We start from the raw sequence: 11,553 nt of genomic DNA, 5'->3' as shown, positions 1-11,553 counted from the left end.
CTTTCTTACACTTTCTCAATCGGCGCAAATTTCGCAAGCAGCCGTTTAATACCGGTCGGACTTGGGAAGGCGATGTCAAGCTCTTGGTCATCGCCGTCGCCGCGGACGCTGACAACGGTGCCGACCCCCCATTTTCGGTGGTTCGCCCGGTCGCCGACTTTCCACGACCCAACGGCGCCGCTGGCCTGCGGGCGCGAAACGACCGGACGGGAGGCGGCCGCTTGACGGCGCGAGGCCGTCTCGAGCAAATGCGCCGGAATTTCATCCAAAAAGCGTGATGGCGGGTTCATTTGGATGTTGCCAAACAGCGTTCGCATTTGCGCGCTCGTCAGCACAAGTTCTTCCTCCGCGCGGGTGATGCCGACATACGCCAGCCGCCGTTCCTCTTCCATCTCATCGTCATCATTGAGCGAGCGGTTGTGCGGGAAAATGCCTTCTTCCATGCCGATCAAAAAGACGACCGGAAACTCAAGCCCTTTGGCGGCATGAAGCGTCATTAAAACGACCGCATCACCTTCAGCCCCCTCGTCTGTCCCGTTCAGCTCGTCCAAGTCGGAAATAAGCGCCAAGTCAGTTAAAAAGGCGATGAGCGATTTATCGTCGCTCACATTTTCAAAATGCTTTGTCACCGATAAAAACTCATCCAAGTTCTCAAGCCGGCTTTGCGCTTCAATCGTCCGCTCCGCCTTCAGCATGTCGCGGTAGCCGGATTTGTCGAGCACTTCTTCGACGAGCTCGGTGACGGAGACGTATTCTTGCAGCTGCGTCCATTGCTCGAGCTGGCCGCGAAACGCAGCGAGCGCCCCGGCCGCTTTGGCGCCAAGCCCGATCATCTCAAGCTCCCCGAGCGCTTCAAAGAGCGACAGTTCATGCCCGGCCGCATAGCGAACGAGTTTGTCGATCGTTGAAGCCCCGATGCCGCGCTTCGGCACATTGATGATGCGAAGCAAGCTTAAATCGTCGTCCGGATTGGCGATGACGCGCAAATAGGCGAGAATGTCTTTAATTTCTTTCCGGTCATAAAACTTTAAGCCGCCGACAATTTGATACGGAATGTTCGCTTTCAGCAACATTTCCTCGACGACGCGCGACTGGGCGTTCGTCCGGTACAAGACGGCAAAATCGCTGTAGCGGCGCTCGCCGCGCTCTACCGCCTCGCGAATGCGGCCGGCGACAAACTGCGCTTCGTCCGCTTCGTTCATCGCCTCGTAATAAAGGATCGGTTTCCCTTCCGCATTTTCTGTCCAAAGCCGTTTCGGCTTTCGGTTGACGTTATGCTCGATCACTTCGTTCGCTGCCTGCAAAATGCGCTTCGTCGAGCGGTAGTTTTGCTCAAGCAAAATGACTTTTGCGTTCGGATAGTCGCGCTCGAACGACAAAATGTTTTGGATGTCCGCCCCGCGCCAACGGTAAATCGACTGGTCGGCGTCGCCGACGGCGCAAATGTTTTGAAAGCGTTCCGCCAGCTTTTTGACGAGCGTATATTGGGCGCGATTCGTGTCTTGGTATTCATCAATATGGATGTACTGAAACTTATATTGGTAATGGTGGAGCACATCCGGCACGCGGTCAAACAGTTGGATCGTTGTCATGATCAAATCGTCAAAATCGAGCGAATGGTTGCGAAGCAGGCGCTGCTGGTATTCTTGATAGATGTCGCTGACGATTTTTTCGTAATACGTCGAGGCCCGCTTCGCGAATTGTTCCGTGGACAACAGCTCGTTTTTTGCCGCGCTGATCGTCCCTAAAATGGTACGCGGTTCAAATTTTTTCGGGTCGATGTTTTTTTCCTTTAAAATCGTTTTGATCACGGAAAGTTGATCCGTCGAATCGAGGATGGAAAAATTGCGGTTGATGCCGATGCGGTCAATGTCGCGGCGCAAAATGCGGACACACATCGAGTGAAACGTCGAGATCCAGACATCTTCCGCCGCCCCGCCTAAGAGTGACTGCACGCGTTCCCGCATTTCACGCGCCGCCTTGTTCGTAAACGTAATGGCCAAAATGTTCCACGGCGCCACATGCTTTTCCGCCATCAAATAGGCGATCCGGTGCGTCAACACGCGCGTTTTTCCGCTTCCCGCCCCCGCCATAATGAGCAGCGGGCCTTCCGTCGTCCTGACGGCTTCTTGCTGCTCTTTGTTTAAATGCGCAAGTAGCTTTTCCGATAAAAAATTCATCATGTCCACCACCAATAAAACATATGTTCTATTCTGCCTCGTTCACCCGCTTCACAGCGGCCACGGTCAACAACGCCTGCTCAAATGATTCGTAAATGGCGTTGCCGACGACAACGGTATCGGCGTAGCGCGCCATCTCAGCCGCCTGTTCCGGCGCAGTAATGCCGCCACCGTAAAACAGCTGCGTCTTATCGAGCACCCGTTTCACGTTTTCCACTAGAATCGGATCGCCGTATGTGCCGCTATATTCGAGGTAAAAGATCGGCAGCTTGTACAAATGTTGAGCGAGGCGGGCGTAGGCCACAACATCGTCTTCACTCAGTCCGGTGTCGGCCTCAGTGAGCTTCGCCGCCTTGCATTCCGGGTTCAAAATGCAATATCCCTCGGCGAAAATCTCCTCCCAGTTCATGACGTCGCCATGCTGTTTCACCGCCTCATGATGACGGCCGATTACCCAATCGACATGGCGGCTGTTTAACACGATCGGGATGAAATACGCATCAAACCCCGGCGTCAAGGCCTCAAGATTTGTGACTTCAAGCGCGCATGGCACCGAAAACCGGCGGATGCGGGCCAATAAATCAAGCACACCATCGAGCGTCACTCCGTCCGTTCCGCCGACGATGACCGCATCCGTTCCCGACTCGCAAAGGCGCTCAAGGCGCTCGTCATCAATCAACTTGTTCGGGTCGAGTTTAAACACATGGCGCCAAGCGCGAACCTCTTCCATGACAATACCCCTTCCACTCCGTTCTCCATTGTTTCATTATAACAAATCCGCAAAAAGAAAAGGAGTTCCTTTTCATATGGAAGGAATCTCCTTTCCTGATCAGTCTGTCACGGCTTCATTTTCTTCTTGCAGCTGTTCTTCTTTAATGCGGTCAAGCGCCATCGCATAGGCATCGTTGCCGTAGTTGAGGCAGCGCTTGACACGCGAAATGGTCGCCGTGCTTGCTCCGGTTTCAGTTTCAATTTTATGGTACGTATACCCTTCCCGCAACATGCGGGCGACTTCCAGACGTTGGGCAAGCGCCTGAATTTCGTTGACGGTGCATAAGTCATCAAAAAAACGGTAACACTCCTCTAAGTCACGCAACGACAAAATGGCTTTAAACAGTTGATCAAGCTCCCTGCCGCGCAGTTTATCGATTTGCATGTATGTCTCCTCCTTGCTTTGGTGAAACCGCAAATTGTATGGCCGAACATAAGCATCTTTGCCTTTTCCGAACAAGAACGACGGCGGGCCAATGGAGTTTGTGCCTGCAAGTCGTTCCTTGTTCGGAGAGGGCATGCGCCAACAGCCCATCGTCGATGAGCAAACCGTCTGCCGACTACAGCACAAAAAAGGGAATCAACGCCTTCCCAACCCGTCTTTATCGGCCGATCAACATACTTGGTTTTGGCTTGTTGACGACATTCTTTGTTCATCGTTTAGAAAACTAGCGAGGCGCGCCGCCGGACCAACGGTCATTTGCGCGTCGTCACCATTGAACAGCCGTCAGTTCCGGAACGATATTGATCCACGTTTTGCCCGGCACGAACCCGACCGGCACCCCATCGCGGTATGGCAGCAGCCGGCCGTCGACGTTTTTCCATTCGATCGGCTGGATGACGCCGTTTTGCAACAAGTAGCCTTGGCCGCCGGAAGTGAAATCAATGTCGCGCCGCCCGTAGCTGTCGATCACTTGATGGCGGGCGGCGATGATTAGCACATTTTGCACCACGACCGGAGCGCGCGTATCGTAATCGATCGTCTGCTCGCCGCCGCTATACCGGTAATACCCTTTTTGCTCCGGAGCGTAGCGATATTCCACTTGGGCGTATAGGCGGTGCGAATAGGCGATGCGGACCGTCCCGACTTTCTCCCCGCTTGGCTCATCAGAACGAAATGGCAGTGGGGCGATATCGTCCGTCCATGCGTATTCGTTGTCATCCGCCCCTTTTTCAATATTGGCAAACGTAATGTATGAGTTATGCGGCGCCTTGCGGAAGGAAACGCGCTCAAACAGCGTCCCATCGTAAAAGAGTCCGTTCAAATAGTCAGTTTCGCCCCGTTCGAGCCTCGCTTTCGCCTCTGGGCTCCAGCCATGGCAAACATAAATAGCGTTATAACCTTCGCTTAAATCAATATAATAATCACGCGCACTCCGCACCGGCCCGACCCGTTCCGGCCGATCGCTTTGATAAAGCGCCAAAAAACGGGTGATATCCCCCTCGGCAAGCACCTCGTACACGATATCTGCTTGGCTTAATCCCGATTGCGGACGCGCCTTCGGATGGTTGTTGACCATCACGCCGACGACCCGCTGACGGACGTCCCCTTCCGCTGGCAGCCCGGTCAACGGAAACGTTTCCTTCTCCTTCTCCTCTGCCGGAGGCTGGGGCGGCTGCTCTTGCACAGGCGGTTTCGCCGGCTCCGGCTCGCTTTGGGCGGTGCAGCCGCCAAGGAGCAGCGCCATACAGCCAATGGCATACAGCCAACGTTTCAATGGATACACAACCTTTTTTCTTTTTTATTTTACCGCATTATTGAAGGAAAGAGTACCGTTTTGTGCATGACATCGTAAATGCCGCGCTGGGTGATGCGCACATACGGCAAGTGGGTCGATTGCAAAAAGAGCAACGAGTACACGGGATCCTCAAAATGATACCCGCGCTCCCGCAAAAGGCGGACGAACGTCTTTTCCTCGTGCATCAACGTTTCCATCTCTAAAGTGGACGTCATGCCGCCAAGCGGAAGCGGGAGTTCAAACAAAATCTCCCCATTCTCGGCAAGTACAATGCCGCCACCGATCTCCTTCATCCGCCGAAAAGCAAGCATCATATCTTCCTTATGCTTTCCGATCAAAATCAAATCGCCGGTGTTTGAATACGAGCTCGAAAGCCCGCCAAGCGCCGATGAAAACCCTTTAAGCAGCGTATTGACACGCCATTGGCCATTTCGGTCAAGCAGCACTAAAAAGCATTCGTCATGGTCGTGCCCTAAGCGGTCGCGCGACGTATCGACCGAAACAGAATACGGCTTTAAAATCACCGCATTTTCCATGCGCAACCCCATCGGCATCGAAAATTGCAAATCGTCCCATTCAAGCTCCCATGATAATGAAAGCGGCCGAATGCCAAACTGTTCCCACTCAGGCGCCGGCCATGCGCCTGTCGGCTCCCCTTCCCGCTTCACCCATTCTCCTTTGGCGAGCACCTGCACCGGCGTCGGGTCATGAGCCGAGCGCAGAAAATTGATGTGCGCAATCCGGCCGGTTGTGATGCTGCCGTGAAGATGTTCGATGCCATAATGGCGAGCGGCGTTGATCGTCGCCATGGCGTACGCGTCGATGACTGGCACGCCATGTTCAATGGCGATGCGAATCAGCCCATCCATGACCCCGTTTTCATAAAATGCCGGCGGCGAGCCGTCGGTCGTCAATAAGCATTTGTCGTAGTGCCGGATGCCGAGCGCTTTCATTTCCTCAAGCACCACCGGCAAATCCGGACGGATCGAGGAATGGCGAAGTGTAACCGTATAGCCGTGCCAAAGGCGCAGATGCACTTCTTTTCCTGTCATCACTTCATGATCTCCGTCTGCACCGAAAAGCGCCATTTTCACCAGCGTTTTCTCCGAAGCGCCCGGGAAGTGTCCCTCGATTTTGCGGCGCCGTCGTTTTGCCTCTTGCATCCAGTAAAGGACAATGTCATCGCCGCTGATGAGCTTCGGCCACGACGTCAGCTCGCCGCCTTGAAGAACCGTTTCTTGATCCAACCACCGTTTGATCCGGGCGTTTGATAGCTGCTCATCCTCCCGCTCTAACTCCGTCTGCCCGTCAAATCGGCACCACCAATACATCGATGTTGGAAGCGCATTCATTTCTTTCAAAAATAAAAACGCCTCTTCATCGTCAAGATGCAAAAGGAAAAATAAATTATCATTGATTAGCGTCGTCGTCCCGCACGTTGCTGCATAACGGGCAAATGAATGGGGATTATATAATTGAAATGGATGAACATGCGGCTCAATGTAGCCAGGGACGAGCACATACCCGCGGCAGTCGATGATTTCACACACTTCATCGACGCGGCTGGGAAGCCGCTCTCCGGCGTACACGATGCGGTCGCCATGTATCCATATATTCCCTTTTACCCATTCGCGAAAATAGGAATGCAAAAACGTTGCGTTCGTCAATACTTTGGTCGGTGATTGTTTGCCATCCATCACCGCTGCCTGTTCACGCAATTCACTGCTTTTCCATCGGTAGCGTTGTTCGCCCATTGACACCCCGTCCCTTGTTTCCTAATCGTTCCATATAATCATTTTAACGCACGAAAGCGATTTTCACAATAAAAAGATGAGGAGGGACACGCCAATGGCGAATATCGGCATTGTGAATGCGCTCATCCGCATTACGTTCGGTTTGACTGTTGTGGCGTGGGCGACCGCCCGTTTGGCCCGGCGGCCATGGTGCACATCGTATCTGCTTGCCGTCTTGCTTGGGGCCATGAAAGTCGGTGAAGGGATTACCCGTTTTTGTCCACTGACAGCCTTGTTTGACAATATGCAGCGTGAACGGCTGCTTGAAGAACAAAAAGAAGCTGTTGTCAATCCGACATAAATAAACGGCCAGGCAGGAGCAACCGCTCGAGGCCGTACGGTTCTCCCCGCCACAATGCCCCAAGGGGGCTGAAGACTCGCTTCGCTCTTGCCGGAAGTTCTGCTTCACGTTAGAAAAGGTGTCCCGCGTTTGGGACACCTTCAATCCAAAGGAGTGAATGATCATGTTGCTGGAATATATGACCGACATGTCGTTTGTGTTAGCGACATTGATCGGGGGCATTATTGCCCTTTCGTACGTGTATGTGCGGCGGAGGCGCGTTCGATAGCGCGCCGGCCGATGTCCCGGCGGTAAAACAACCCATTGCTGTCGATTCGGGCAAGCTGTGCATACACTTTTTCTTTTGCTTCAGCCAGTGTATGTCCTTTGGCGGCTAACAAAAGAACGCGTCCGCCGTTCGTGTACAGTGTACCACCTTCTTGCTTTGTCCCGGCATGGAATAACAGCACATCGGAATCGAGCCGATCCAATCCCCGGATGGCCGCCCCACGCTCATAGGCGCCCGGATAGCCTTTAGCCGCCAACACGACGCCAAGCACCGCTTCGTCCGTCCAATCAAGCTCGATCTCTTTTCCTTCCATCACCGCCAAGATCGCTTCAATGAAATCGGTTTTCAGCCGCGGCAGCACGACTTGCGCCTCTGGGTCGCCAAAGCGGGCGTTAAATTCAATCACTTTCGGTCCGTCTTTCGTTTCGATCAGCCCGGCATATAGCACACCGGTAAACGGCCGGCCTTCAGCCACTAACGCTTTGGCGGTCGGACGCAAAATCGTCTCAAGCGCGATTTGGATCGTTTCGGCGGAAATTTGCGGCACTGGCGAATACGCTCCCATTCCGCCGGTATTGGGCCCTTCATCTCCGTCATACGCCCGTTTATGGTCTTGGGCGATGGCAAGAGGATAGACCTTCTCGCCGTTCACGAACGCCATAAACGAAAATTCTTCACCTTCCAAATACTCCTCGATGACGACCTGGCTGCCGGCTTTGCCGAATTGCCCATCGACAAGCGTTGCCTTCGCCGCGGCTAACGCTTCTTCTACCGTTTGGGCGACGGTGACTCCTTTTCCAGCGGCTAACCCGTCCGCTTTGATGACGATCGGGGCGCCTTTTTGTTCAATGTACGCTTTCGCATCTTCATACGACGCAAAGGTGGCATGTTCCGCCGTTGGAATGCCGTATTTCTTCATCAGTTCCTTCGCAAACGCCTTGCTTCCTTCAATGAGTGCCGCCGCCTGGTTCGGACCGAAAATAGGCAGCCCCTCGGCCAGAAAGCGGTCGACGAGGCCGGCGGCAAGCGGCGCTTCCGGCCCGACAATCGTCAAATCAATCGCATGTTGTTTCGCAAACTGCAAAAGCGCATCTATATCGAGTTCCTCGATGTCGACGAGCTCTGCCACTTCCCCGATGCCCGGGTTGCCCGGCGCCGCATACAGCTTGCCAGCCAACGGACTTTGCGCCGCCTTCTGAGCGATGGCATGCTCGCGCCCGCCGCGCCCGACTATCAAAATGTTCATCGTCTTCCTCCCCTTTTGCCGCCGTTTAATGTTTGAAATGGCGAACACCGGTAAATACCATGGCAATGCCGTATTCATCCGCCTTGCGGATCGAATCAGCATCACGAATCGAGCCGCCCGGCTGGATGATGGCCGTAATGCCCGCTTTCGCCGCCGCCTCAACCGTATCATCCATCGGGAAAAAGGCATCGGATGCAAGCACTGCGCCCGCCGCCTGCTCCCCGGCTTGTTCAATGGCGATGTTCGCCGCGCCGACCCGGTTCATTTGCCCGGCGCCGACACCGATCGTCATGCCGTTTTTCGCCAACACAATGGCGTTTGATTTAACATGTTTGACGACTTTCCAGGCAAAACGAAGTTGTCCACGTTCCGCCTCTGTCGGCTCGCGCTTCGTGACGACGTTCCATTCGGCGTCTTCAAGCGTATGCATATCCGCTTCTTGCACAAGCAAACCGCCGTTTATGGACACGAACGTTTTTTCTTTGACCTTTGGCGCAGTAAAATCAAGCGTCAACAGACGGATGTTTTTCTTTCTCGTCAAAATGGCAAGCGCCTCGTCGCTAAACGATGGGGCGATGACGATTTCTAAAAAGATGTCGTGCATCCGCTCTGCCGTTTCTTTGTCCACTTCCCGGTTGACAGCGATAATGCCGCCAAAAATCGAGACCGGATCCGCTTCATACGCTTTCGTAAATGCCTCAAGAAGCGTCGCGCCGATCCCGACGCCGCACGGGTTCATATGTTTAATCGCCGCTACAGCCGGCTCTTGAAATTCGCGAATAAGGTTGATGGCCGCATTGGCGTCGTTAATATTGTTATACGACAGCTCTTTTCCGTGCAACTGTTTCGCTTGCGCAATCGAGAAAGCCGCACCGAGCGGTTTGGCATAAAACGCCGCCGATTGATGCGGATTTTCGCCATAGCGCAACGATTGTTTTTTCGTATAGGTGACGGTGAGCGTTTCCGGATAGTTCTCGCCGGTGAGATTGGTTAAATACTCGGCAATCATCGCATCATACGCCGCCGTATGGCGGAACGCTTTCGCCGCCAGTTGCTGCCGCGTCTTTGCTTGGATCGAACCGGTTGTTTTCAGTTCTTCGATCACCATCGGATAGTCAGCCGGGTCAACGACAATCGCGACATCGGCATAGTTTTTCGCCGCCGCCCGCACCATCGTCGGGCCGCCGATATCGATATTTTCAATCGCCTCGGCAAGCGTCACGTCCGGTTTGGCGATCGTTTGCTGGAACGGGTACAAGTTCACCACGACCAAATCGATTGGGCGAATGCCATGCTCCTTAAGCGCCGCTTGATGGCGCTCATCGCTGCGCACCGCCAAAATGCCGCCGTGAATGGCCGGATGCAGCGTTTTGACGCGCCCGTCCAAAATTTCCGGAAACCCGGTGACATCAGAGATCGAAATGACCGGAACGCCGGCCTCTTCAAGCGCCCGTTTCGTCCCACCGGTCGAAATGATGTCGACGCCAAGTTCCGCCAGCTGCTTCGCAAACGGAACGATCCCTTCTTTATTGGACACGCTGATTAATGCTCGTTTGACTGCCATCGCTCTCGATCCTTTCTTCTTGTTGATCCTTGTCCGCCAACAGCATGCGCAACACCGCCGGGTATAACTCATGTTCAACCGCGTGGATGCGCGCTTCAAGCGCCTCGATCGGCTCGCCGGGCATCATCGGGACAGCGCGTTGGGCGATGACCGGTCCGGTATCCATCCCTTCATCAACATAATGGACGGTGACGCCCGTTTCCAAAACGCCCGCCCGATAAGCCTGGCCGATCGCGTCCTTGCCCGGAAACGCCGGCAACAGCGACGGATGAATGTTGACAATTTTCCCTTCATAGGCCGAAAGCAATGTCGGCCCGATCAAACGCATATAGCCGGCGAGCGCAATCCAGTCGATGCGCCGCTCCCTTAACTCACGCAAAATCTCGCTTTCAAACGCCGCCTTGGATGGGTAGTCTTTTGGCGTAAACACAAACGCCGGCACGTTTTCACGCGCTGCCCGTTCAATGACGTTCGCGCCCGGGCGGTCGCACACCAAAAGCGCCACTTCCGCCGGCACATCGCCGCACTTGGCCGCATCGACGATCGCTTGAAAGTTCGTCCCGCTTCCGGAAGCAAACACCGCTAGCCTCTTCATGCCTCGTTCCCTCCGGCAAACGATACGCCCTCTCCTTCAACAACTTCGCCAATGAGATACGATGGCTCGCCTTGTTCGTCCAACCACTTCACAAGCGGCGCCACCGTTTCCGGACTGACGGCCATCACGAGGCCAATGCCCATATTAAACACCGAAAACATCTCTTCTTCCTCGAGGCCACCCTTGTCGCGCAGGAAGTCAAAAATGGGCAGCACCGGCCAAGAACCTCGGTTGATGCGGGCACCAAGTCCATCCGGCAGCATGCGCGGAATGTTTTCGATAAATCCGCCGCCGGTAATATGCGCCATCCCTTTGATCGTAAACTGTCCGAGCGCCGAACGCAACGGTTTTGCGTAAATGCGCGTCGGCTTCAGCAATTCCTCACCAAGCGGAACGGTAAGTGGCTCATAAATGCGATCAAGCTCCAACTTCGCTTGGTCAAACACGATGCGGCGCACGAGCGAGTAGCCGTTGCTGTGCAAGCCGCTTGAAGGCAGTCCGATCAGCGCATCGCCCGCTTGAATCGTTTGTCCGGTCACAAGCTTTTCTTTTTCAGCAATGCCAACAGCGAACCCTGCTAAATCATACTCATTTTCGTCATACATTCCCGGCATTTCTGCCGTTTCCCCGCCAATCAATGCACAACCGGCTTCCACGCAACCATCGGCCACCCCTTTGACAATGGCAGCGATTTTTTCCGGCATTGCTTTGCCGCAGGCGATATAATCGAGGAAAAAGAGCGGTTCTGCCCCTTGCACCACGATGTCATTGACACACATCGCCACGCAGTCAATCCCGATCGTATCGTGACGATCCAACAAAAACGCCAGTTTCAGCTTCGTCCCGACGCCATCCGTGCCAGATACAAGCACCGGCTGCCGGTAGCCAAGCGCCGATAAATCAAACAAGCCGCCAAACCCGCCGATTCCGCCCAACACTTCCGGACGCATCGTTTTTTGCACGTGCTGTTTCATCAAGGTGACCGCCTGATAGCCGGCCTCAATGTCAACCCCTGCTTGTTTGTATGCGTTTGCCACATTTAATCCTCCCTTTGACGGCCATGCGGCCAGCTTCGAACATGATCGCGTTTCCGTTC

11 protein-coding genes are annotated in these 11,553 nt (G+C 54.3%); 2 read left to right on the top strand and 9 right to left on the bottom strand.

The annotated features are described in order from the left end of the window. Positions 1-5 precede the first annotated feature (5 nt). From pcrA to M493_RS01490, 5 genes are all read right to left on the bottom strand, one after another. Positions 6-2,180, bottom strand: a complete 2,175-nt coding sequence (gene pcrA / locus M493_RS01510; RefSeq protein WP_020958501.1) for a DNA helicase PcrA — start codon at positions 2,178-2,180, stop codon at positions 6-8. Between the two features lie 28 nt (positions 2,181-2,208). Continuing rightward, positions 2,209-2,910, bottom strand: a complete 702-nt coding sequence (locus M493_RS01505) for a heptaprenylglyceryl phosphate synthase (RefSeq protein ID WP_020958500.1) — start codon at positions 2,908-2,910, stop codon at positions 2,209-2,211. Between the two features lie 99 nt (positions 2,911-3,009). Then, complete coding sequence (locus tag M493_RS01500; RefSeq protein ID WP_020958499.1) at positions 3,010-3,336, bottom strand: YerC/YecD family TrpR-related protein; 327 nt, start codon at positions 3,334-3,336, stop codon at positions 3,010-3,012. Between the two features lie 325 nt (positions 3,337-3,661). Beyond that, positions 3,662-4,669, bottom strand: coding sequence for a DUF3048 domain-containing protein (locus M493_RS01495; RefSeq protein WP_041267721.1), 1,008 nt, complete (start codon positions 4,667-4,669; stop codon positions 3,662-3,664). 29 nt (positions 4,670-4,698) lie between these two features. Continuing rightward, entirely contained in the window at positions 4,699-6,444 is a 1,746-nt protein-coding gene (locus M493_RS01490) for an adenine deaminase C-terminal domain-containing protein (RefSeq protein WP_020958497.1), read from the bottom strand. Positions 6,445-6,538: 94 nt separating this feature from the next. Between M493_RS01490 and M493_RS01485 the strand changes: the two genes are divergently transcribed. Both M493_RS01485 and M493_RS19035 read left to right on the top strand, forming a co-directional pair. Beyond that, positions 6,539-6,784 carry a YgaP family membrane protein gene (locus M493_RS01485; protein ID WP_020958496.1) on the top strand — a complete coding sequence of 82 codons (246 nt, stop codon included), beginning with the start codon at positions 6,539-6,541 and terminating at the stop codon, positions 6,782-6,784. A 157-nt stretch (positions 6,785-6,941) separates the two neighbouring features. Then, complete coding sequence (locus M493_RS19035; RefSeq protein ID WP_335328896.1) at positions 6,942-7,052, top strand: EYxxD motif small membrane protein; 111 nt, start codon at positions 6,942-6,944, stop codon at positions 7,050-7,052. On the opposite strand, the gene purD is transcribed toward M493_RS19035, so the two are convergent. The 4 genes from purD to purM are packed head-to-tail and all read right to left on the bottom strand — an operon-like array spanning position 7,006 to position 11,494. After that, on the bottom strand, positions 7,006-8,298 hold the full coding sequence (gene purD, locus M493_RS01480; RefSeq protein ID WP_020958495.1) for a phosphoribosylamine--glycine ligase: 1,293 nt from the start codon (positions 8,296-8,298) through the stop codon (positions 7,006-7,008). The genes M493_RS19035 and purD overlap by 47 nt on opposite strands. 25 nt (positions 8,299-8,323) lie before the next feature. Beyond that, positions 8,324-9,862 (bottom strand): bifunctional phosphoribosylaminoimidazolecarboxamide formyltransferase/IMP cyclohydrolase, encoded by a 1,539-nt coding sequence (purH, locus tag M493_RS01475; RefSeq protein WP_020958494.1) that lies wholly within the window; start codon positions 9,860-9,862, stop codon positions 8,324-8,326. Continuing rightward, complete coding sequence (gene purN, locus M493_RS01470; RefSeq protein WP_020958493.1) at positions 9,825-10,457, bottom strand: phosphoribosylglycinamide formyltransferase; 633 nt, start codon at positions 10,455-10,457, stop codon at positions 9,825-9,827. Before purN ends, purH begins: the two co-directional genes overlap by 38 nt. After that, positions 10,454-11,494 (bottom strand): phosphoribosylformylglycinamidine cyclo-ligase, encoded by a 1,041-nt coding sequence (purM, locus tag M493_RS01465; RefSeq protein ID WP_020958492.1) that lies wholly within the window; start codon positions 11,492-11,494, stop codon positions 10,454-10,456. Before purM ends, purN begins: the two co-directional genes overlap by 4 nt. Positions 11,495-11,553: the final 59 nt, after the last annotated feature.

The organism is Geobacillus genomosp. 3 (genome assembly GCF_000445995.2).
Taxonomy (GTDB): domain Bacteria; phylum Bacillota; class Bacilli; order Bacillales; family Anoxybacillaceae; genus Geobacillus.
This window is presented reverse-complemented; position numbering and strand designations above follow the sequence as displayed.